The organism is Streptomyces deccanensis, assembly GCF_022385335.1.
GTDB classification, from domain to species: domain Bacteria; phylum Actinomycetota; class Actinomycetes; order Streptomycetales; family Streptomycetaceae; genus Streptomyces; species Streptomyces deccanensis.
This window is the reverse complement of the sequence record NZ_CP092431.1, coordinates 3,108,091-3,129,674: the sequence shown is the minus strand read 5'-3', so window position 1 is coordinate 3,129,674 and position 21,584 is coordinate 3,108,091. Positions and strand designations below refer to the sequence as shown.

Below are 21,584 nucleotides of genomic sequence, written 5' to 3'. Positions count from 1 at the left end.
CCGTACATGAAGTCTGGCAGCAAGCCGCACAAGGGCCGCCGTCGCAAGGCGCGCCCGCCGCGCCGCACCACCCGCCCGCAGTTCCTGACGGTGGCCGCGCTCCTCGTGGTGGCCTCCCTGGTCGGCGGCTATCTGGTGCTGAACCGGTCGGCCGACACCGCGCCGACCGCTTCGTCGGCCGGCAGCGGCAGCGACAAGGGGGCCACGAAGAAGGAACCCGTCTGGGACGGCAAGACGAAGATCATCGGTGACGGCTCCACCTCCTACACGGGCCCGCAGAAGGGCCGGTTGAAGCCCGTGCGGCTCAAGAAGGGCGAGAAGCCACCGCAGTTCGTCGTCTTCTCCTGGGACGGCGCGCTGGCGGGCGACGACAACCTCTTCGAGCACTACCGGCAGATGGCGAAGAAGTACGACGCCCACATGACGTTCTTCCTCACCGGCATCTATCTGCTGCCCAAGGCGAAGCGGGACCTCTACGACCCGCCGCAGCACGACAAGGGCGCCGCCGCGATCAGCTACCCCACCGACGAACACATCCGCACCACCCTGGCGGAGCTCGGCGAGGCGTGGAAGGAGGGCAACGAGATAGGCACCCACTTCAACGGCCACTTCTGCGGGGACAAGGGCGGCAAGGACTGGAGCGTCGCGGAGTGGAAGCAGGAGATCAAGGAGTTCAACTCCTTCCTCGCCAACTGGAAGACCAACACCGGCGCCACCGACCTCGACCCGCTGCCCTTCACCGTCGACGCCGTCAAGGGCGGCCGGGCGCCCTGTCTGGAAGGCCAGAACAACCTCCTGAAGGCCGTCAAGGACTTCGGCTACCGCTACGACGCCAGCTCCCCGGGCGCCTTCCAGGTGTGGCCGAGCAAGAAGAACGGCATCTGGGACTTCCCGCTCCAGATGCTGCCGTACAACGACGACTACCAGGCCCTGTCGATGGACTTCAACTTTCTCTACAACCAGACCAACGGGCAGACCGACGGTGATCCGGCCATGTACCCGACCTGGCAGCAGGAGACCATCGACACCTACATGGCGGGCTTCAACCGCGTGTACTACGGCAGCCGGGCGCCCCTGCTCATCGGCAACCACTTCGAGCAGTGGAACGGCGGCATCTACATGAACGCCGTCGACGAAATCATCAAGACCGTGTGCGTGAAGAAGGACGTCAAGTGCGTGTCCTTCGACGAACTCGCCGACTGGATGGACGTCCAGTCGCCGGAGACCCTGGCGAACCTGCGCGGCCTCGACCCCGCCCAGGCCCCGGCCGATTGGGCATCGGTCGTGAAATAGCCCCACAGATACCCATGTTGCTCACTTGTTACACCCCCCGACCTCACTTGCCTTGAGGAGGTCATGTAAAGATTCGCTCCCGGGTACGACCAACTCGGGGTCAAGGAGATTCCCAGTGAGATCAAGGACGTTGAGCCTCGCAGGCTCGACCCTCGCGGCGGCCGTCGTGGCCTCCGCCCTGCTGCCCGTCGCCGCGGCGAACGCCGCCGCGTCGACCCCCAAGGTCACGAAGGCGACCAAGGACGCCTTCGGGCGCGTCGCGGACAACGTGCTCACCGACCGTACGGCCGTGCTGCTCGGCAGCAAGGCCGCGCGCAAGTCGCTGAAGCCCACCGGCGGTGTGCAGCTGTCCGCCGGCCAGAAGAAGGCCGAGGACGGCAAGCTGTCCGCCCTGAAGGGCACCAAGTCCCGTCTGGCGTCGCTGGGTGAGGCCTACACCTCGGCCGACACGAAGGTCACCGTCGACGGCGCCAAGGTCAAGGGCAAGAAGGCCACGGTCCAGGTCACCGAGACCACGACCCTGAAGTACAAGAAGATACGCGGCGACGAACCCGCCTCGACGGGCTTCGACGCGCACCACGTGCTCACCTTCACCGCCCAGGCGAACGGCACCTGGCAGCTGACCGCGATGCGCTCCACCGACGGCGGCGCCCCGCGGATCAACGAGCCCGTCGCCGCCCCCGCGGACAGCAAGCTCAGCCGTACGCCGATGGCCATCATCCAGGCCCCCAAGGCGGCCACTACGCCCAACCCGGCCCCCAAGCCGAAGACGCTCACGGGCGGCGCCTACGACTACAGGGCGATGGCCACGTACACCGAGAAGTACTGGAAGAACTACAACCCGGCGTACCGCAAGTACAACGCGGCCGGCGGCGACTGCACCAACTACCTCAGCCAGGGCCTCCTGGCGGGCGGCTGGAAGCAGATCTCCACGGTCACGCCGGAGGAGTACGACACCTGGTACTACGCCTCCAACGGCACCGCCGACGCGTGGATCGGCGTCAACGAGTGGTCCTGGTTCACCCAGACCGCCAAGCGGACCACCGCGCTCGCGAACGTCTACCAGATGGACATCGGCGACGTGCTCCAGGTCGACTTCAACAAGGACGGGTCCAAGGACCACTCCATGATGACGACCTACCGCAGCGCCAGCGGTGTCCCGTACCTGACGTACCACGACGCGGACACCTACCGCCGTTCGGTCGCGAGCATCATCGCCTCGTACCCGACCGCGAACTACTTCGCGTACCGCACCTGAGCCCAGCCCTCACGGTGCCTCAGCCGGCGCCCTTCCCGTCGTCCGTCCCGGACTCGGGGAGGGCGTCGGCGCGTTCCAGCTTCGCCATCCCCGCACCGGCCTTGCGCCGCGTCTCGCGCTCCGCCTCCTCGGGATGGCGGGCCCGCCAGTACGGGTTGTCGTGCGGCAGCGCCGTGCCGACCCTGCCGTACATCCCGAACGTCATCAGCAGGATGCCGACGACAAAGCTGAACAGGACGTTCTGGATCCGGAACGCCAGGAAGTTCGAGTCGGTGTCCAGCAGGGCCATGTTCGCGAAGCCGCTCAGGATGAACAGGACGCCCAGGGTCATGTTCAGCGTGGAGGCGAAGTTGCCGCCGATCACCATGCCGACGAGCAGCAGCAGTCCCACGGCGATCGACAGGACGCTCAGCGTGCCGTTGGTGCTCAGCCCCACGACCTCGTCGCCGTTCGTGTCGAACCAGCCCACCTTGTCGATGAGCCCCAGGATGCCGAAGACGAGCAGGAACAGGCCCATCAGGCCCGCCCCGATCCGGTAGACCCTGCTGAGGCGGTGGTCGACGGGCAGGTGCTCGTCGATCCTGATCCGCCGCCGGGAACCCGCGTGCCGACCCTTGCCCGGACGCAGTGTGTGCGTGGCGTGCGTGGCCATGTCCGCCTCCCATCGGGCGTGCGCGGAGGCCTGCGTACCCCTTCAGCATCCGCCGGGCGGCTCCGCCGGGCAACCCAGTGCCCCGGTCCCGGGCCGGGGCCCGGTCGTCGCAGGGTGGGCGGGGGCGGGTGTCCTCAGGTCGCGCCCGCGCCGCGCTCCTTGCGGATCTGGTCCACGACCCGCGCCACGGCCTGCCGCACGGCCTCGGTCTCGGTCAAAAAGTGCCAGTAGTCCGGGTGCCGGCCCTCCAGCGTGGCGATCGCCCGGTCCAGCCGTGCCACGGACTCGTCCAGCGGGCGTGCGTGCCGCGGATCCGGGGTCGACCGCCCGGCCATGGCCAGCCGCTGCGCGTCCCGGATCGCGAACCGCGTCCGGTCGATCTCCTGCTGGGGGTCCTTCTGCACGGCGTTCAGCCGCCGCAACCGGTCCCCGGCGGCCGAGACCGCCTCGTCGGTGTGGTTCAGCAGCGCCCGCACCGTCGACAGCAGCGAGGTCGCGTCCGGCCACCGCTGGGCGTCCCGCGCGGCCCGTGCCTCGCGCAGCTTCAGCTGGGCCTGCTCGACGTCCCGCGCGGCCTGGTCCGGCACCTGCTGGAGGTCCTGCCAGCAGGCCGCCACGAACCTCCGCCGCAGCTCGCTCAGCACCTGCGGCACCTGCTCGGCCCGGGTGCCCAGCGCCTCCGCGCGGGTGCGCAGCGACACGAGCCGGTGGTCGATCTCGGCGGCTCTCTCCGGCAGCCGCTCGGCCTCCGCGCGCACCGCCTCCGCCTCGCGCACGACCCGGTCGGCCCGCTCCAGCGTCTCCCGTACGCCGTGCTGCCCGGCCCCCTGGTTGAGCTTGGTCAGCTCGGGGGCGAGGGCCGCGAGGCGGGCGGCGAGATCGTCGGCCTTCAGCCCCGAACCCCGTACGGCGTCCAGGGCGTTGGAGGCGGCGAGCAGTCCCTGCCGGGCGCGCTCCACGGCCGGGGCCAGCCGGGCCAGTTGGGTCTCGGCCTTGCCGAGCAGCGGGCCGAGGCCCTGGGCGAACCGGTCCAGCTCCTGCTTGACCCGGTCCAGCTCCGTCTTGGCGGCGGTCAGCTCGGTGCGGGCGCGGGCGGCCGCGGACGCCTCCAGGTCGTCGCGGTCCAGGTCGTGGGCGTCGACGGCGTTGATGTACTGGTGGCTGACCTCGTCGATCCGCCGGCCCAGTGCCGCGAAGCCGTCGGCCGCGTGGCGGGCGCCGGGGGAGTCGTCCACCGCCGTGATCGTCTCTATGGAGATCCGCAGATCCCGCTGCGCGGTGTCCAGCTCGTAGAACGCGGCCGCCGCCGCGTCCTTCGCCGCCTGCGCCTCCGCCCGCTGCCCCTCGGCCCGGCCCCCGAACCACCGCCGCGTCCCGCCCCCGGCGAACGCCGCGGGCAGCACGAGACCGGCGAGGAGGGGAAGAGCGATCAGCACGGCCCGATCCAGCGCGGCCGCCCGCCGCCGCACCCGCCGGCTCACGGGGGACTGCGGAGAGGGGCGGTGGGCGTGGGCTGTGGGCCCGCCGGTCCGTGGCCCGGGGGCGTCGGTCCTGGGGGTGGTGTCGGTCGGTCGGATGCCGTCGGCCGCCTGCGGGGCGGATGCGCCGGTGCGGGGTGCGGGGTCGTCCGTCAGGGGCGCGGGGCTGTCTGTTCGCGGCGCGGGGTTGGCCGTGTGCGGCGCGAGGCCGGTCCGTGGTGCGCGGTCGGCCGTCCCGCGCGCGGGGGCGTCGGCCTCGGGTGCGGGTGTCGGGCGGGTGGTCGGGTTGGCCGGTGGGCGTGCGGAGGCGTCGGGCCGGGGTGGTGGTGGCGTGGGGGCGATGGGTGGGTGGGGGCGCGGCTTTGGGGTTGTCGTGCGCTCGGCACCCTTGGTGTGTACGGCTCTGCTGGTGTCGCCGTCACTTCCCTCTCCCGTGCTGTCATCCACCCTGACCGGTGCCATTCTCCCACCGGTCAAGGACGAAAACACGGGCCGAGCGGTTCGATGTTCGCGGCCGCCGCTCAGCCGACGTTGCGCACCGTCACCGAACCGTCCTGCGTGTGGGCAGTCACCACATGGGCGCTGCCCTCGTCACGGGGCACCGAGACGTCCACGGAACCGTCGTCGCTCCCGGTCTCGATCCGGTACGACGTGTCCCGCGGCAACCCGATACTGATCGAACCGTCGTCACTGCGCGACTCCACCAGGTCCGGCACGACCCCGAGTTCGAGCTTGACCGAACCGTCCTGCGTGCTCACCTTGACGCTCCGCGACGCGACCCCGAGCGCCCGCACGGAGGCGTCGTCGGTGTGCAGCTCCAACGGCCCGGTGGTGTCGCCGACCCGCACGGCACCGTCGGCCGACCGGACCTCCAGCGGCTCCGCGAAGCCCTTCGCGGTCACACTCCCGTCGTCGCTGCGCACGGCGACCGCCACCCCGCGCGGGACCTCGATCCGGTGCTTGGCCGCGCAGTCGGCGACGATGCCGTCGCACTCCAGCCGCAGCTCCAGCCGGTCGTCCTTCATCTCCCAGGTCACCCGGGGCTTCCCGCCGACCATGACCCGCCCCTCGAACCACCGGGTGACCTCGACCTCGTCCACGTCCGCCGCGACCAGTTCGAGCGCGGAGTCGTCCGAGTCGACCGTGAGCGTCCGGCCCGCCAGGGCGAAGCTCCGGTGCTCCGGATCCCGGTCCTCCCCGGCGTCCGCCCCGCACGCGGCCACGGACGCCATGAGCACCACGGCGAGACCGGCGACCCCCATCGCTCCCGCACGCGACCTGCGAGCCGTACGAGCCGTACGAGCGGTTTGCGCCGGGCGTGCGGTGCGTGCGGTGTGTGCGGTGCCTGTCATGGCGATCTCCCCCTGGGCCGGTCCTCCGATGTCCTCCGACCGTACGGAGCAGGGGAGTTCGGGGGGATCCGGGCCGCTCCCGGATCAGGGGTGGGGTTAACCCCCGAGCCGGCCCCGATACGCGTTTGCCGGGCACTCCCTCGGGCAATGTAGGCTGTCGACCTGTACTCGGGCGTGTAGCTCAGGGGTAGAGCGCCTGCCTTACAAGCAGGATGTCGGCGGTTCGAAACCGTCCATGCCCACCGAGACGAAGACCCCGGCCGATCACGGCCGGGGTCTTCGCGTGTCCGGGGCTGTGGGCCTCAGGAATCCCGCGCGTGGGAGTCCCGCGCGTGCTTGAGATGGGTGCGGGCCTCGACCTTCTCCTCGGTGGCTATCTCCGACCAGAAGCGGTGGCAGCTCACGAAGACCGCCAGTTCCCGCTCGCGCTCGCGCAGTTTCTCGACCTCGGCCTGCTCGTCGGCCGTCCAGCCCGGCGAGGCGGGGCGCTCGACCTTGCGCCAGCCGCGGTCGTCGCTGAAACCGTCCAGGGGCTCGACCGACCAGGGCAACCGCTTCAGCAGTGCCAGGAGCTCGGCCCGGACCTGATGCAGCTCCTCCTGACCGGCGAGAAGGTCCTCTGGGAAGTCATAGGTCTTAGCCACACGGCAATGGTACGCCTGTTCGATTTTGGGATGCGAGTTCCTTCTGTCACTTCGGGCACGGGTTCACGCGAACGGGTGGCCGAGGCGGAGGCCTCTCTTGGAGCGCGGATCCATCCCCAAGGTGAGCCTTGGGTATCGTCGGGCCATGACCCTCGATGATCTCCGTGTCTTCGTCGCCGTCTGCCGGGCCGGGAGTCTCAGCGCGGTGGCCCGTGAGCTGGGGTGCACCCAGTCGGCGGTGAGCCAGCACGTGCGGCGGCTGGAGCGGGAGGTCGGGGTCGCCCTGGTGGAGCGGCAGGCCCGAGGGGTCGTGCCCACCCGGGCAGGCCGGGTGCTCCAGGAGGCGGCGGCCGATGGCATCACCGGGCTCGACCTCGCCCTGCGCCGACTGGCCGAGATGGTGCGCGGTGACGGCGGTGTCGTACGGGTCGCCACGGGCGGCACGACCGTGCGGCACTTCATGACGCAGGGCATCGTCGACTTCCGGCGCTCGTACCCGGACGTGGGCCTGGAGTTCCAGACCATGCGGTCCAGCGCCGGGTGCCGCGACGCGCTGGCCGATCCGTCCCGGGACCTCGACCTCTCCTGGCTGACCCTGGGGCCCGCCGTCCGGGGCATCGAACAGCGGGCCGTGGCGGAACTGCCCTGGGTGCTCGCCGTGCGCGCCGACGACGAACTCGCCGGACGGGAGCGGGTGGAGGGCCGGGAACTGGACGGGATGCGGCTGATCGGGCTGCCGGAGAACTCCACGTCGTACGCCCATCTCGACGCCGCCTACCGGGAGTTGGACATCTCCGTCAGCTCCTCCGGGGCCGGGGTCGCCGACTGGGACACCGCGATCCTCCTCGCCGAGCTCGGCGTCGGCCACGCCGTGGTCCCCGCGCTCCCGGGCTGGACGGGCCCCGGCCACCCCGGGCTCCGCTTCGTCCCGGTCCCCGACCTGCCCCCGCTCACGGTCGGCTGGGCCGTACGACGCTGGGACGCCCTGTCACCCCCGGCCCGCGCCTTCGCCGACACGGTGGCCCGGCACGCGGTGCGGGTGGGGGGTGGGGTGCGGGCGGTCGAGGAGTGAGCCCTGGCCTCCGCGTCGAGCACCGTCGGCTCGTGGTTCGCCGTACGGGGTTGCTCGGTCGTGCGGGGGCCCTCGGCTGTCGGGGTCATTCGGCAGTCCGACGTCCCTCCGCCGCCCTCAGCTCCGCCACCACCTCCGTCGCCACCGGCACCCGTACGCCGTGCCGTTCGGCCGTACGGAGCAACGCGCCGCCGATCGCGTCCAGTTCGAGGGGTCGGCCGGCCTCCGCGTCGCGCTGCATGGACGACTTGGTGGCGGGTGGGAAGGCGTCGTAGCGGCGGAGGGTCTCGGCCGGGTCGACCGGGGCGCCGGCGGCCGTGCTGACCGCGGCCGTCTCCTCGACCAGGGCGGTCAGTTCCTCGCGGTGGCGGGTGCGGATCTCGCCCAGCGGCAGCCCATGACGGGTCGTCAGCAGGGCGAACGGGGCCAGGAAGGACATCTTCGCCCACAGCACGGCCGTCTCGTCCGGCAGGACACGGGTGCCCACCCCTGCCCATTCCAGGGCTCCCGCAAGGGAGTTGAGGCGCTCCCTGGGGACCCTGTCGCCGGTCAGGTCGACCTCCGCGAACGGGCTGCCATGCTCGATGACGCCCGGGGCGACCCGGGTCGACTCGACGCGGATGGTGGCGGGGGCGAGGGGCACGTCGTCGCCGTAGTGGGCGCGGAGGCGTGCGGGGTGCTCGACGCCGTTCAGGAACGGGACGACCAGCGTGCCGGGGCCGAGGGACGCTGCCGGGAGGCGGTCCAGGGAGGCCGTCAGGGTCGTGTGCTTGACCGTGATCAGGGCCGCGTCGACCTGCTCGCGAAGTTCTGTCGCTGTCTCGACGCGGGCGGTGAAGTCGCCGAAGCGGGCGCTTCTGACCTCGATGCCGTCCCGCTCCAGGGCCTCGGCGGTCCGCTCGCCGGCCAGACAGATCACGCGGTTGCCGGCGCGGGTCAGCAGGGCGGCGAGCAGGCCGCCCACGCCGCCGGGGCCGAGTACCGCCACCGTGAGTCGTTCGTTCGACATGGTCCCCTCGTTTCCGCCGGGTGGGTCGAGCCGGCTTCGGTGATGATCACAAGGGGGGAGGGCACAGTCAATCCTCGGGGAAACTTGCCAATACCCAAGGGAAGACTTGGGTCGGTTGCCGGGCTGGGCCGGGGTGTCGTGGTGACCTGCTGACTTCCGGGGGTGGGGTTCGGCGGGTGTGCGCGGGAGACTGGGGGCATGTGCCGCAGTATCAAGACGCTTCGACCGCCCGTCCTGCCCGAAGAGGCCACCGAGGACGAGATCAGGGCCGCCGCCCTGCAGTACGTCCGGAAGGTCTCCGGCTTCCGCGCGCCCGCCGCTCACAACCGTGAGGTCTTCGAGCAGGCGGTGGACGCGGTCGCGGAGGCCACGGCCGCGTTGCTGGCCGGGTTGGAGGTGCGGGGGGCCGCGCGTCGGGCGGGTTAGTTTTTGCTCGCCCCCGCCGCCCCTACCCGTCCCATCAGGGGCTGCGCCCCTTTGACCCCTGGCGTCCGTCCGGTGGGGGCTGGTCGCGCAGTTCCCCGCGCCCCTCAGGGGGCACCCCCACGGTGCATAACACTCACCACCCGGCCGAGAGGTAAGTGGACCGACTTGCTATCGGGTCGGTGCGCGAGCCGGCTTCGCCGCGCGCGCGGCAGACCCTCGGGGACAAGGTGCCGGTCGTGCAGGCCGACGCACGCGATCTCGACGCGCAGCGCGCCCTGGCCAAGGAGGTGGGTGAGCACTTCGGAAAGCTGGACGTGGCGTTCCTGAACGCCGGTGTCTCGGACTGGCGGCCGTTCGAGGACCACACGGAGGACAGCTACGACCGGCTCTTCGACATCAACGTCAAGAGCGTCTTCTTCCTCAGCCAGGCCCTGGTGCCCGTACTGGCCAACCCGTCCTCGGTCATCCTCAACGCGTCGAACAGCGCGCACGGCGGCTACGGACATTCGAACGCCTACGCCGCGACGAAGGCGGCTGTCGGCTCCCTGATGCGCTCGTGGAACGCGGACCTGCTGACGTCGCACGGCATCCGGTTCAACGCGGTCAGCCCCGGGCCGGTGGACACCCCGCTGTACTCCGCCGCCAAGCTCGGGATCGAGGACCCGGCGGTGCAGGCGGCGGTCGTGGAGGGGATCAGCTCCACCATCCCGCTGGGTCGTATGGGTCTGCCCGAGGAGGTCGCGGAAGCCGTCGTGTACCTGGCCTCCGACGCCTCGGCCTTCGCCGTGGGCCAGGACCTTGTCCTGGACGGAGGCCAGACCGTCCTCTGACGGCGAGGGCGCGGCCGGGGAGACGGGCAAGGGGCGTGGGCATGTCGGTGGCGGGCCGAGCGGGAACCGGTGGCGATACGTGCCGGACCCGGTCTCCCGGGCAGACTGGAGCCGGATATCACGCGCAGGTCAAAAAAGAGAACCGCGCGCGCATCATCCGCGCCGCCCGCGACCTCTTCCTCGCCCAGGGGTACGACAAGACCTCCCTGGCCCAGATCGCCAAGGGGGCCCGCGTCTCGACCGGCACGCTCTTCAAGCGGTACCGTTCCTGTGGACTGAGCGGGAGTGAGTCCGTTCAGCCGCGCGCCCCGAACGGTCTTGGGCGAGCTGGTCCCCGGCGTACTCGACCCCGGGTGGCGACACGCATCGTGTGCGTGGTCCGGGCCCGGGAGGCCAGTTCCCTGCGCGGCCCGGCCAGTGGGTACAGCCAAGGGTGACGGGGAGGCCCTGAACCATCCTCTGGTGGAGCAGGGGCCCCGCACGCTGACGCCGTCCCCGGTGTCCCAGGTCGCACGAGCACGTCTGCCCGATCGGCCCAGGGCTGCGCAAGTCGGCAAGCGGGCGATCACACGATCGAGCTAATTCGACCTCGTGCGCACTCCTTGGCGAGCAGCCCGGACCCCACCGACGCCGCGATCGTGGACGAGGCCGTCGCCCTCATGCTCGCCCGCTACGGCACCGGATCCTGAACAAACGCCCGCCCCGGGTCAGTTGGGCTGGGGGCGGCGCATGAAGTACGCCGCTGCCGCGCCCGCGCCGAAGAGGGCGGCCAGGGACACCGCCGTCGCGAGCCAGGTGGGGCCGAGCCACTGGGCGCCGAAGTAGCCGAGGGCCACGCTGTAGGCGGCCCAGGCGAGGCCGGCGAGCGCGGACCAGGGGAGGAAGTCGCGGGCGCGGTGGCGGGCGGCGCCGGCACCGAGGGAGACGACGGAGCGGCCGGCGGGGGCGAAGCGGGCGACGACGACCAGGAGGCCGCCCCCGCGTACGAGCGCGGCGCCGAGACGTTCCTGCGCGGTGGTCAGGCGGCGGGAGCGGGCGATGGCGCGGTCGAGTCGTGCGCTGCCGCGCCAGGCCAGGCGGTACGCCACGAGGTCACCGAGCACGGACGCGGTCGCCGCCGAGAGCATCAGCACCAGGATGTCGGGGACCTCGCGGGGCATCGCGCCCGCCGCCGTCTCCGCCGCGGCGGCCGTGGCCACCGCGACGACGAGGACACCGCTCGGGAGGACCGGGAGGAACACGTCCAGCACGATGGACGCGCCCACCACGGCGTAGATCCATGGGCCGGCGGCCAGCCAACCCAGACTCTCAAGCACCGAGCACTCTCCTGTTTTCCCCCGACGTCACGGCGACCCGTGACAGCCGAACAGCGTACGCCCCGGGTATGACAGACGGCTCACAGGGGCTCATGTGTCTGTCACGCCGTGTTCATCAGGGGAGGGGAGTCAGGGGGAGAGGAGGGGGTCAGGGCCGGCCGCCGGTGGGGGTCAGGCGGTCACGGTGGCCTTGCTCGTGGCGGTCCTGTCCGCGGACGCGGCCTGGCGCTTGGCGAAGAGCTGGTCGAGGCCGAGCGCGCCGGAGCCGGTGAAGATCAGCAGGAACATGGCCCAGCAGAAGAACGCCGCGGCCTCGCCGCCGTTCTCGACCGGCCACAGGCCCTCCGGCTGGTGGACCTTGAAGTACGCGTAGGCCATGGAGCCCGAGGCGATGAACGCGGCGTAGCGGGTGCCCAGGCCGACGAGCACCAGGGTGCCGCCGACGAGTTGGATGACGGCCGCGTACCAGCCGGGCCAGGTGCCGGCCGAGACGGTGCCGCCCTGCCCGTCCGCGCCGCCCAGGACGCCGAAGAGGGACATGGCGCCGTGGCAGGCGAAGAGCAGACCGATGACGATGCGGAAGAGACCGAGGGCGTATGGCTGGGCGCTGTTGAGGCGTCCGGTCATGGTGGGGGGACTCCTTCGGTGGTGACCCGGTCCTTGTGGGACCGGTGGGGACGGTTATTACCGGTGAGTCACCCACGGTAGGCAGCCCTAATCGATGCTTGCAAGTTCAACATCTGGCCAGCGTTTTGCCCGCACTTGGGGAGCCGTCGCAGGTGTCGCCGCACGTAGAACCGCTCGCGCCACGGCGTCCGCGTCCGAAAGCGTGACCGAATCCACTCCTGGTCGGGCGCCCGCGGCCGTCACCCAGTGCACGCCCTCCGTCGGCACGCCGAACGCGAACCGCCGCGCGTGCGCGGCACCTTGACGGTCTATCAGGTGATACGGCCGGGGCGTGACGTCCAGCCCTCCCGTCTCGTAGCCGTCCACCCGGTGCGCACGGCAGGCTCCCGTCGCCAGCAGGTCGGCGAGGAGTGCGTCGGCCGTCCTGCGCAGGTCCGGCTCCGGGAGCCGCGCCTCGACGACCGTCGTCACGCGGACCGCCGACCCCGGTACGTCGGGCGAGTGCGCCAGCCAGGCGCCGTTCTCCGGACGGGTCTCGAGCCGGGGGCCCAGCACGGTCAGGGTGCCCGCCTCGATCAGCGCGGACATCTCCTCGACGCGGCTGCGGGGCGGGCCGATCGACAGGAACGCGTTCAGGGGCGTGTACCAGCGGTCCAGGTGCTCCCGGCGTGACGCGCCCGCGAGTCCGCCGTGGTCCACGATCAGCCGAAGCTCGTTCCGCAGGTCCCGCAGCACGTCCAGGGCGGCCTTCACCGGGCCGTGGACATTCCCGAGGGCGGCCTGCGCGGCGTCCTCCCGCAGGTGTTCCAGCAGCCAGCCCCGCCAGTCCGCCGCGTCCGTGAACACCCGCCCCGCGTACGGCCGCGCGACCCGTTCCCACGACCACCGGTCCGTCTTGGCGATCCCGAACTCGTCGAGGACGGCGGTCTCTTGGGGGGAGCCGTGGGGCGTGGCGAGGAAACGGTCACGGAAGAGGGCGGTTCCGCCGAAGAGATCGCAGGACATCACGGGGAACGGCCCGTACGCCGAACCCCCGCGCACACCACGCGACCCGCCGGGGGAGGCAGGGGAGGCGGAGGGGAGGGTGCCGCACACCGACGCCGGCCCCGCCTTCGCCAACAGGGTCTCGTAGTAGACCGTTTCGACTTCCTTAGCCACCAGCGGCCATATCTCCGTCAGGAAGTCCGGTGCCTCGCCGGAGTCCGCGCGTTTGCGGAACGCCGCGATGACCTCGGGGGTCAGGACGAGCGGGGTGTGGCGGCCGTAGGGGCCCTTGGCGTTGTCGCCGCGTGCCTGGTACGGGACGCCTCGCCGGGAGCCGGCGTACAGCCGGGGCTCGCGGCCGGAGGGCTCGTACCGCAGGCCCCCCTTTGCGGCGTCGTACACGAAGGCGCCGCCCCGCCCGGTCGTCAACAGGGCCATGTGGTCGAAGAAGTTGAGGCCCAGACCGCGCAGGAGGACGGGTTCGCCAGGGGCGACGGAGGAGAGGTCGAGGTCGGCCGGGTTGGCGGGCGGGAAGTGGCGCAGGCCGTGGCGGTCGGCGTACGCGGCCAGGTCCCGTTCGGCCCGGTCGGGGAGGGTGGGGAGGTGGCCCTGGGTGAGGACCACGGCGGCGAGGCCGGTGAGGACGCGGCCGGTGGCGAGGGTGAGCCGCTGGCCGCCGTCGGGGGCGTCCTCCAGCCGGACCGCGCGGGTGCCGTGCACCTCGACCCGGATCCCGGGCGGCGCGCCGCGCACCACCTCGGCGAAGACCCACTCCAGATAACGGCCGTACTGGGCCCGCGTCGGATAGTCGTCGGGCCCCAACCCGCTCAGCCCACCCGACCTGCCCAGCTGCCCCGCCCTCCGGCTCGCCCACTCGTACAGGCTCGGCCCTGGGCGTATCGGGCCCGAGCAGTCCACGCTGTCGTCGGTGAAGAGCGTGACCTGCGAAGCGACGGTGTTCATCAGCAGTTGGGGGGACTGCTCGGTGCGCCAGACCCGGCCGGGGCCCGGCGGCGCGGGGTCGACCACATGGACGGTCAGCCGGCTGCCGGGACTGAGCAGTTCGGGGGCGGAGGCACAGAGGCGTTCCAGGACGCTGGTGCCGCGCGGGCCGGCTCCGACGAGGGCGATGCCGATGTCACTGATCCCTGGCCGTTCGGACAAAGGAGTAACTCCCGTGCGTGTGGGGCGCAACGTGGGGCGCGGTGCGGCGGACCGCCCGCCGGTAAGCGGACGGTCCGCCTCATCATGCCGTCGTGCGCGCCGCGAACAGAGCCTTGGGGCTCATCGGGAGTGCCGGGTGTGGGATGCCTCACGAGCATCTCGGACAACAGGGGCAACAACCGTGCGCAACGGGTGGATTAGGGGACGAGTACCGACTCCGACGCCGTTTCGAGGCGGGCGCCGCCGCCCCGGCGGACCTGTGCGCGGTCCAGCCGCAGCCGTGCCGAACGGCCGTGCAGCGTCAGTGTCATGAGGTGGTTGCCGAACCAGGGGCCGCCGGTCCTGCGCCAGTCGATGGACGGCCGCGCGCCCCGCCCGTGCCGCCCGAACCACCGGCCGAGCGCCCGCCCCGTCCCGCTCCAGCCGAAGCGGAAGCCGAGCTTTATCGAGAGCGGGATGGAGTTGTGCACGGGGGAGCAGGTGAGCTGGAGCACGCGGGCGTCGGGGCCCCCGCTGCCGCCCGTCCCGCCCTCCGGCCACGACGGTTCGGCGATGTACGCGTGGTGCACGTCCCCGGAGAGCACCAGCACGGTCGCCGGGGCGTCGGTGCCGCCGCCCGCCTCGGCGATCAGCCGGGTCAGGTCCTCGAAGGAGTCGGGGAAGGCCGCCCAGTGCTCCAGATCGGCGCCCCGGCGCAGCTTCTCCCCGAACCGCGCCCAGCGGTCCCCGCGCTCGCCCCCGCAGAGCGCGGCGCTCCACGCCTCGGCGTCGTGCACGAGGTGGGGCAGCAGCCAGGGCAGGGAGGTGCCGATGAGCAGATGGTCGTACGAGCCGCGCGCGTCCAGTGCCTGGTCCCGCAGCCACCGCGCCTCGCCGGGGTTCAGCATCGAGCGATCGCCCTCGTCGAGGACCCGTGCCGCCCGTGAGTCGAGCATCAGCACCCGTACCCGGCCGAAGTCCCGCCGGTAGCTCCAGCGGACCGAGGCCGGGTCCCGGTCGGCCTCGGCGGCATGGGCGCGCAGCGCGTCCGTGCCGTCCGGGGTGGCGCGTACGGCGGCGTGGACGGGGTCGGTGGCCAGTTCGGCGGGGGAGAGGTTGCCGAGGTGCTGATGGACCCAGTACGACATCAGACCGCTCAGGATCCGCTCGCGCCACCAGGGGGTCGCCCGCATGTCGGCGAGCCAGGACGCGCTGGTGTTCCAGTCGTCGATGACGTCGTGGTCGTCGAAGATCATGCAGCTGGGGACGGTGGAGAGCAGCCAGCGGATCTCGGGGTCGAGCCAGGACTCGTAGTAGAGGTGGGTGTACTCCTCGTAGTCCGCCACCTGGTTGCCCGGCGGTTCCGCGAGGTCGCGGCGTGCGGCGAGCCAGCGGCGGGTGGCGTCGGAGGTCTCGTCCGCGTACACCTGGTCGCCGAGGAGCAGCAGGACGTCGGGGCGTTCGGCGCCCGGTTCGGCGGCCAGGCGGGCGGCCAGCGTGTCGAGGGCGTCCGGGCCCACCGGGTCCGGCTCCCCGGCGGGCGGCGCGGCCCAGCGGCAGGAGCCGAAGGCGACCCGGACGGTGTCGCCCTCGGCGGGGGTGCGGATCTCGGAGGGCGGGTGGGGGGAGTCGGGGAGGGGCCATACGGGGGTGCCGTCGAGGAGCACCTCGTACGCCGAGACCGTGCCCGGCGTGAGGCCCGTCACCGGGACCAGCGCGTAGTGGTGGCCGGCGATCTGGAAGGTCTGGGCCTCGCCGCGACCGCCGCCCGCGCAGCGGACCTCGGCGACGCACGGCCGGCTGGCCTCGACCCATACGGTCGCGGACGAGCCGTCCACATATCTCAGCAGTGGTCCCAGACGCAGCCCCGCCATGAGCGATCACACACCTTTTTTATGGTCGGGCTCGCCTCCGGGGCGCTGCAGCCGGCGCCGGGACGCACTGGCGCGCCCCTTCGGCTCGCCCTCCTCCGTCGCCCCGTACGGTACGGAACGACGGAGGGGAACGGGGAGGTTCCTGACCAGTTTCTCGCGTGTGGTCAGCAGCTCGCCAGGTAGCTGGTGAGGGCGCTCTTCTCGGCGGAGTCGACGGAGAGGTCGTAGTAGTACTTCACCTGGACCCAGGCGCGGACGTACGTGCAGCGGTAGGCCGTGCGCGACGGCATCCAGGTGGCGGGGTCCTGGTCGCCCTTCGACTGGTTCACGTTGTCGGTGACCGCGATGAGCTGCGGGCGGGTGAGGTCGTTGGCGAAGGCCTGGCGGGTGGCGCTGCTCCAGCTGTCGGCGCCGGAGTCCCAGGCCTCGGCCAGCGGCACGAGGTGGTCGATGTCCAGGTCGGAGGCGAGCGTCCAGGTGGCGCCGTCGTACGGGGAGTACCAGCTGCCGCTGGTGGAGGCGCAGGCGGAGTCGGTGACGACGTTCGTGCCGTCGCGCTTGAGGACCGTCTCGCGGGTGTTGCAGGTGCCGCTGATGGTGATCCAGTGGTTGAACAGGTCCCGGTTGTAGCCGGTGCGGTCCTCGGTCGCCACGGTGAGGGTGGCGAGGTAGGAGCGGGCGGTGGCGCCGCTGATGGGGGTGGGGAGGGCGGCGGAGGCGGTGGGAGCGTTGAAGAGCGCGGCGGAGGCTATCAATCCGCTGAGCGCCGCGAGTATGCTGACTCGTCGACGCGCGTAGAACCTGCGCATGTGAACTCCTTGGGGAGCCGGGGGTGTTGGGGAGCGGCGATTGAAGGGTCGCGGCGTGGTGTTACCGGCGGATGTGCGTCGGGTGAGAAACTAATGACGTGTGCATGACACGACAAGGGGTGCGGTCGTGATTGTGACCGGACGCCCGCTGGTGTGGGGTGCCTGACGCGTCGGCGGGTGCGGGTGGTTCGTGGTTGCTCGCGCAGTTCCCCGCGCCCCTGGAAAGCAGGGGCTGCGCCCGGTGCTTTTCAGGCCGGCGCCCCGCGTACCATGGATCGCGCAGAAGGGGAGTAGCTCTTCGCCGGACCGTCGACATACTGCTCAGCTCGTCTGAGCCGGCGCCCGGAGGCGGGTTCCGTTGACCGGGGCCGCGCCAGCGAGACCTTCGGCAAGCAGTGCACCGTCCGTGCCGCCCGGCGCGGGCCGACCATGTGCTGCCGTGCCGAGGTGTCGCGTCAGCGGATGATTTCCCTCGGTGGGGCGGCCCGACCGATTGTGGAATCTTGATCAGCTTCAGTGTCACGGCGCTCGTCTTCGGCGTCGTCCTCCTCGCCGAACTCCCCGACAAGACCGCGCTCGCCGGCCTTGTCCTCGGCACCCGCTACCGCGCCTCGTACGTCTTCGCCGGGGTCGCCGCCGCGTTCGCCGTGCACGTCGCCCTCGCGGTGGCGGCGGGCAGCGTCCTCACGCTGCTGCCGCAGCAGATCGTGCACGCGCTCACCGGCGTGCTGTTCCTGGGCGGCGCGGCGGTGCTGCTGACGAGGAAGGATGAGGGCGAGGAGGAAATCCGCAGGCCCGAGGACCAGAGCTTCTGGAAGGTCTCGGGCGCCGGTTTCATGCTCATCCTGGTCGCCGAGTTCGGTGACCTCACCCAGATCATGACGGCGAACCTCGCGGCCCGCTACGACGACCCGCTCTCCGTCGGGCTCGGGGCCGTCCTCGCCCTGTGGGCCGTGGCCGGGCTCGGCATCGTCGGCGGCCGGGCCCTGATGAAGCGGGTGCCGCTGGTGCTGATCACGCGGATCGCCGCCGTGCTGATGCTCGGACTCGGTGTGTGGAGCCTGTGGGGGGCCGTGACCGGATGAGGGGGCCGGACGGGTGAGGGGGGTGGCGGGGGCCGGGTTTGTTTTGTACCGTGGGGGAACAAAGTGGCTCCCGCCCGCATTCCCTGACCGGTGGGCGGGGCCGCCTTGTTCCCTCCGGGCCGCCTCGCCGGGTGCGACCCCGTCCGCGGCCCCCTTTTTCGCGCCTTGGAGCTGCTGATGACGGCCACGACCGTTCTGACCGCCCGCGCCCTCCTGCTGGACATGGACGGCACCCTCGTCAACTCGGACGCCGCCGTCGAACGCGTCTGGCGGCGCTGGGCCGAGCGGCACGGGCTGGACGGCGCCGACATCATGAAGGTGGTCCACGGCCGCCAGGGCTACGCCACGATGGCCGTTCTGCTGCCGGACCGGCCCATGGAGCAGAACCTCGCGGACAACGCGCGGATGCTGGCCGAGGAGACCGCCGACGTGGACGGTGTCGTCCCGATACCCGGCGCGCCCGAGTTCCTCGCCTCCCTCGTCGCCGGCGGTGTGCCGCACGCCCTCGTCACCTCGGCGGACGTCGCGCTGTCCACGGCACGGATGGGCGCGGCCGGACTGACCCTGCCAGAGGTGCGCGTCACCGCCGAGTCCGTCGGCGCGAGCAAGCCGGACCCCGAAGGTTTTCTGAAGGGGGCCGCCGAACTGGGCGTCGCGCCCGAGGACTGCGTCGTGTTCGAGGACTCCGAGGCGGGGATCCGGGCCGGGCGCGCCGCGGGAATGCGGGTCGTGGGCATCGGCGAGCGGGCCCGGTCCCACGGGCCGGACGTCGTGGTGCCGGACCTGACCACGGTGCGGGTCGAGGTCGCCGCGGGTGGTCTGATCCGGCTCACGGTGGGTTGATCTTCCGAGTGCGCCCCGGGGCCGTGGTGGGCCCCGGGGCGCGTGGTGTCAGCGCTGCTGGTCGAGTACCTCCGTCAGCCTGGTGAAGCCGTCGCCGCCGTGGCCCTGGGCGATGGCGCGGCGGACGAAGCCCTCGGCCGACCGCATGACGCTCGCGTCGATGCCGTGCGACTCGGAGACCTCGACGACATGGGTCATGGTCGACAACGCCGAGGTCAGCGGGTTGCCCTCGCCGGAGTGCCGGCCGCTGTCGACCTCCTTCGCGCCCTCCTCGAAGAGCGGCGGCAGGATCGCGGCGATCCCCTGGGCGAACGGGGTCAGCTCCTGAGCGCTGACACCCTCCGCCCGGGCCAGCGCCAGGGCATGCGTGTAACCGGTGATCGCGGTCCAGAACAGGTCGAGCAGCGCGACGTCGAACGTGGCGGCCCGGCCGATGTCCTCGCCCAGGTGGGTGTGGGCGCCGCCCAGCGCGTCCAGCACGGGCCGGTGCGCCCGGTACAGCTCCGCGTCGCCGCTGTAGATGAACACGCCGTCCGGGGTGCCGATGACCGGCGTCGGCGTCATGATCGCCCCGTCCAGGTACGCGACACCGTGCTCTTCCGCCCACGCGGCGGTGTCCCGGGCCCGGTGCGGGGTGTCGGCGGTCAGATTGACCACCGTGCGGCCCTTGAGGGCGCCGGTGACCGCCGGGGCGCGCAGCACCGCGTCCGAGGCGTCGTAGTTGACCACGCAGACGACGGTCAGCGGGCTCGCGGCCACCGCCTCCTCCGCCGACCCGGCGCTGATCGCGCCGCGCGCCACCAACTCCTCGTCCCGGCCCGGCGTACGGTTCCAGACCGTCGTCCGCAGCCCGGCGTCGAGGAAGGCACCGGCGAGGGCGCGGCCCATCGGGCCCAGGCCGAGTACGGTGACGGCGGGGGTGTCGACGGCGGTGTGCTCTTCGGTGTGTGCGGGCATGACTCGGTAACTCCTGTGCAAAATAGGTGGGTTGTGAATGCGCGACCGATGGACTGGGGGAGCGGGAATGAGGCGCAGGCGTGCCCAGGACGCGAGTGTGTGCGGGGTGACCGCGGCGATCGCCGTGATCGAGGGAAAGTGGAAGACGTCGCTGCTGTGGCGGCTGGAGTCCGGCCCGCACCGGCCGGGTGAGCTGCGCCGGCTGCTGCCGGGTCTCAGCGAGAAGGTGCTCACGCAGGCGCTGCGCGAGATGGAGACGGACGGGCTCGTGCACCGGGAGGTGCACGACGGGCTGCCGCTGAAGACCGTCTACTCGCTGACCCCGTTCGGCCGCGAACTCTCCGAGCTGCTGGGGCCGTTGTCGGACTGGGGGCACCGACGCCTGGAGACGCTCACCGGAGCGTCACTGTCGGCGACGTCGTCGCCGTAGGCCTCACCGTCATCGTCACGTCATCGTCTCGTCTTCCGCCCCGCTCGGTGGCGCGCCCCCGTCGGCCGCTCCCTCCCCACAAGGATCGCCCGACCCCGGCCGGCCGCCAAGTACCCACAAAAAGGTGGGTACTCGGGGCCGGGGAACCGGGGCTGGGGCGCCGGGGTCGCGGCGCAGGTGGCGCGGCGCGTGCGGCGGTGGGCGCCGTCGCGAGGGGGCCGGATGGCCGGATGGACCGTGTCGAGGCCGCCCTGTTCAGGTATCCGGGTGACGCCACGGTCGTCCGTCCGCGCCCACGCGGGAGGCGGCGGCGCGCGTCCTGTCCGACCTCGGTGGGCTGATTCGGCCCGTTGTCGAGCGGGGTCAGGCGTCGGTCTTCGGGCCCGTCTGCTGGAGGACCTCGAAGGTCCAGACGGAGGAGTCGGAGGCGGCCGGCCTGGGGCGGTCGGCCCCGCCCTGGTGGGCCTGCTTCATGGGGCCCTCCATCCACGCCTGGAACGCGGCCTCGTCACGCCAGCGGGTGTAGACGAGGTAGTTGTCGGTGCCGTCGACGGGGCGCAGCAGCTCGAACCACTCGAAGCCGTCGGAGTTCTCGACCACACCGGCGCGGGAAGCGAACCGCTTCTCCAGCGTCTCGCGCTGCTCGGCCGGAACCGTGAGGACATTGATTTTTACAACACTAGGCACATGACACCTCTGAGTAATCGGGCGCAGGGATGGCGCCCTAGCCTGGACGACGTGCGAGCAGTCTCCTATATCCGGCAGAGCAAGCAGCGTGAGGACGAGAGCAAGGCGAGCCCCGAAGCCCAGCGGACCAAGTGCGAAGCCCTGATCACGGCGAAGGGCTGGGACATCGCCGGGCACTTCGCGGACGTGGGCAAGTCGGGGTGGGACCCGAACGTTGAGCGCCCCGAGTTCGAGGAGATGATGGCCGCCGTTCGCGCCGGTCACGTGGACGCAGTGGTGGTCTTCTCGCTGTCGCGTCTCACTCGTCAGGGTGCACTCGAAGCGATGCTGATCATCCGTGAATTGGAACAGCACGGCGTACGGCTGGTCAGCGTCGAGGAACCCTACCTGGACACGTCCACCCCCGTCGGCGTTGGCATCCTGGCCATCATCGCTGGTCTCGCACAGCAAGAGTCCGACATGAAGTCGGCGTACATCACGGCGACGAAGGAGACGATCCGTAAGGCTGGCGGCCATGTCAGCGGAACTCCGCCGTACGGCTTCACGTCGGAACGTGTGCAGCGCGGGGAACTGACTGTCGTCCGTCTGGTGCCAGGACCGCAGGAAGCCGCGCACGTCCGCAAGATGGTGACCTGGGCGACAGAGGGTGTTTCCGCTGCGATCATCGCGCGGCGCCTGAACGAAGCGGGGGTGCCCACGAAGAACGCAGCCGATGAGAACCGCCTGAACGCCCGCCGGAAGCGCTCCCAATCCGAGACTTCGGGGGGCGCCGGCGTGGACATCGACGACAGTGCTCCGCATCCTCCGTGACCCGC

Annotated in this window: 22 protein-coding genes and 1 tRNA gene; 11 read left to right on the top strand and 12 right to left on the bottom strand. The window is 71.6% G+C overall.

Features of this window, described 5'->3' with window-relative positions; all coding sequences use genetic code 11:
* The first annotated feature begins 6 nt into the window (after nt 1–6).
* Together L3078_RS13990 and L3078_RS13985 are read left to right on the top strand one after the other, a co-directional pair.
* Nucleotides 7–1,293: a polysaccharide deacetylase family protein gene (locus L3078_RS13990; RefSeq protein ID WP_239753907.1), complete on the top strand. Its 1,287-nt coding sequence runs from the start codon at nt 7–9 to the stop codon at nt 1,291–1,293.
* Between the two features lie 115 nt (nt 1,294–1,408).
* Entirely contained in the window at nt 1,409–2,551 is a 1,143-nt protein-coding gene (locus L3078_RS13985) for an amidase domain-containing protein (RefSeq protein WP_239753906.1), read from the top strand.
* Between the two features lie 19 nt (nt 2,552–2,570).
* On the opposite strand, the gene L3078_RS13980 is transcribed toward L3078_RS13985, so the two are convergent.
* The 3 genes from L3078_RS13980 to L3078_RS13970 form a co-directional block, all read right to left on the bottom strand.
* Nucleotides 2,571–3,203, bottom strand: coding sequence for a DUF4383 domain-containing protein (locus L3078_RS13980; RefSeq protein WP_239753905.1), 633 nt, complete (start codon nt 3,201–3,203; stop codon nt 2,571–2,573).
* A 134-nt stretch (nt 3,204–3,337) separates the two neighbouring features.
* Nucleotides 3,338–4,684: a hypothetical protein gene (locus L3078_RS13975; RefSeq protein ID WP_420864060.1), complete on the bottom strand. Its 1,347-nt coding sequence runs from the start codon at nt 4,682–4,684 to the stop codon at nt 3,338–3,340.
* Between the two features lie 518 nt (nt 4,685–5,202).
* Nucleotides 5,203–6,033, bottom strand: a complete 831-nt coding sequence (locus L3078_RS13970) for a DUF4097 family beta strand repeat-containing protein (RefSeq protein ID WP_420864059.1) — start codon at nt 6,031–6,033, stop codon at nt 5,203–5,205.
* Between the two features lie 170 nt (nt 6,034–6,203).
* Here L3078_RS13970 and L3078_RS13965 point away from each other — a divergent pair.
* Nucleotides 6,204–6,275: transfer RNA gene (locus L3078_RS13965), tRNA-Val, on the top strand.
* Between the two features lie 60 nt (nt 6,276–6,335).
* Here the strand turns inward: L3078_RS13965 and L3078_RS13960 are convergent.
* Nucleotides 6,336–6,677, bottom strand: coding sequence for a hypothetical protein (locus L3078_RS13960; RefSeq protein WP_239753904.1), 342 nt, complete (start codon nt 6,675–6,677; stop codon nt 6,336–6,338).
* A 145-nt stretch (nt 6,678–6,822) separates the two neighbouring features.
* On the opposite strand from L3078_RS13960, the gene L3078_RS13955 reads away from it, so the two are divergent.
* Nucleotides 6,823–7,749, top strand: a complete 927-nt coding sequence (locus L3078_RS13955) for a LysR family transcriptional regulator (protein WP_239753903.1) — start codon at nt 6,823–6,825, stop codon at nt 7,747–7,749.
* Nucleotides 7,750–7,834: 85 nt separating this feature from the next.
* Here L3078_RS13955 and L3078_RS13950 read toward each other — a convergent pair whose 3' ends face one another.
* A complete protein-coding gene (locus L3078_RS13950; protein WP_239753902.1) occupies nt 7,835–8,758 on the bottom strand; it encodes a ketopantoate reductase family protein in 924 nt (307 codons plus the stop codon).
* A 198-nt stretch (nt 8,759–8,956) separates the two neighbouring features.
* On the opposite strand from L3078_RS13950, the gene L3078_RS13945 reads away from it, so the two are divergent.
* The 3 genes from L3078_RS13945 to L3078_RS44940 all read left to right on the top strand — a co-directional run bounded on the left by L3078_RS13945 (nt 8,957) and on the right by L3078_RS44940 (nt 10,451).
* Nucleotides 8,957–9,184, top strand: coding sequence for a DUF2277 domain-containing protein (locus L3078_RS13945; RefSeq protein ID WP_239753900.1), 228 nt, complete (start codon nt 8,957–8,959; stop codon nt 9,182–9,184).
* 179 nt (nt 9,185–9,363) lie between these two features.
* Nucleotides 9,364–10,014 carry an SDR family oxidoreductase gene (locus tag L3078_RS13940; RefSeq protein ID WP_239753898.1) on the top strand — a complete coding sequence of 217 codons (651 nt, stop codon included), beginning with the start codon at nt 9,364–9,366 and terminating at the stop codon, nt 10,012–10,014.
* A gap of 41 nt (nt 10,015–10,055) precedes the next feature.
* Nucleotides 10,056–10,451: a TetR/AcrR family transcriptional regulator gene (locus L3078_RS44940; RefSeq protein ID WP_420864058.1), complete on the top strand. Its 396-nt coding sequence runs from the start codon at nt 10,056–10,058 to the stop codon at nt 10,449–10,451.
* A gap of 270 nt (nt 10,452–10,721) precedes the next feature.
* Here L3078_RS44940 and L3078_RS13935 read toward each other — a convergent pair whose 3' ends face one another.
* The 5 genes from L3078_RS13935 to L3078_RS13915 form a co-directional block, all read right to left on the bottom strand.
* Nucleotides 10,722–11,330 (bottom strand): DedA family protein, encoded by a 609-nt coding sequence (locus L3078_RS13935; RefSeq protein WP_239753896.1) that lies wholly within the window; start codon nt 11,328–11,330, stop codon nt 10,722–10,724.
* A gap of 171 nt (nt 11,331–11,501) precedes the next feature.
* Nucleotides 11,502–11,957 carry a DoxX family protein gene (locus tag L3078_RS13930; RefSeq protein WP_239753894.1) on the bottom strand — a complete coding sequence of 152 codons (456 nt, stop codon included), beginning with the start codon at nt 11,955–11,957 and terminating at the stop codon, nt 11,502–11,504.
* An 87-nt stretch (nt 11,958–12,044) separates the two neighbouring features.
* A complete protein-coding gene (locus tag L3078_RS13925) occupies nt 12,045–14,105 on the bottom strand; it encodes an FAD/NAD(P)-binding protein (RefSeq protein WP_239753893.1) in 2,061 nt (686 codons plus the stop codon).
* Nucleotides 14,106–14,302: 197 nt separating this feature from the next.
* A complete protein-coding gene (locus L3078_RS13920) occupies nt 14,303–15,958 on the bottom strand; it encodes an alkaline phosphatase D family protein (RefSeq protein WP_239753892.1) in 1,656 nt (551 codons plus the stop codon).
* 164 nt (nt 15,959–16,122) lie between these two features.
* Nucleotides 16,123–16,767 carry an HNH endonuclease family protein gene (locus L3078_RS13915; RefSeq protein WP_086800500.1) on the bottom strand — a complete coding sequence of 215 codons (645 nt, stop codon included), beginning with the start codon at nt 16,765–16,767 and terminating at the stop codon, nt 16,123–16,125.
* Between the two features lie 503 nt (nt 16,768–17,270).
* Here L3078_RS13915 and L3078_RS13910 point away from each other — a divergent pair.
* A complete protein-coding gene (locus L3078_RS13910; protein WP_239753891.1) occupies nt 17,271–17,852 on the top strand; it encodes a TMEM165/GDT1 family protein in 582 nt (193 codons plus the stop codon).
* A 177-nt stretch (nt 17,853–18,029) separates the two neighbouring features.
* Nucleotides 18,030–18,695: an HAD family hydrolase gene (locus L3078_RS13905; RefSeq protein ID WP_239753890.1), complete on the top strand. Its 666-nt coding sequence runs from the start codon at nt 18,030–18,032 to the stop codon at nt 18,693–18,695.
* A 48-nt stretch (nt 18,696–18,743) separates the two neighbouring features.
* Here L3078_RS13905 and L3078_RS13900 read toward each other — a convergent pair whose 3' ends face one another.
* The gene (locus L3078_RS13900) at nt 18,744–19,652 is read right to left on the bottom strand and encodes an NAD(P)-dependent oxidoreductase (RefSeq protein WP_239753889.1); all 909 of its coding nucleotides are present in this window, start codon (nt 19,650–19,652) and stop codon (nt 18,744–18,746) included.
* Between the two features lie 67 nt (nt 19,653–19,719).
* On the opposite strand from L3078_RS13900, the gene L3078_RS13895 reads away from it, so the two are divergent.
* Complete coding sequence (locus tag L3078_RS13895; RefSeq protein WP_239753888.1) at nt 19,720–20,082, top strand: winged helix-turn-helix transcriptional regulator; 363 nt, start codon at nt 19,720–19,722, stop codon at nt 20,080–20,082.
* Between the two features lie 363 nt (nt 20,083–20,445).
* Here L3078_RS13895 and L3078_RS13890 read toward each other — a convergent pair whose 3' ends face one another.
* Nucleotides 20,446–20,769 (bottom strand): antibiotic biosynthesis monooxygenase family protein, encoded by a 324-nt coding sequence (locus tag L3078_RS13890; protein WP_239753887.1) that lies wholly within the window; start codon nt 20,767–20,769, stop codon nt 20,446–20,448.
* Nucleotides 20,770–20,820: 51 nt separating this feature from the next.
* Here L3078_RS13890 and L3078_RS13885 point away from each other — a divergent pair, with 51 nt between their 5' ends.
* The gene (locus L3078_RS13885; RefSeq protein WP_239753886.1) at nt 20,821–21,579 is read left to right on the top strand and encodes a recombinase family protein; all 759 of its coding nucleotides are present in this window, start codon (nt 20,821–20,823) and stop codon (nt 21,577–21,579) included.
* Nucleotides 21,580–21,584 lie beyond the last annotated feature (5 nt).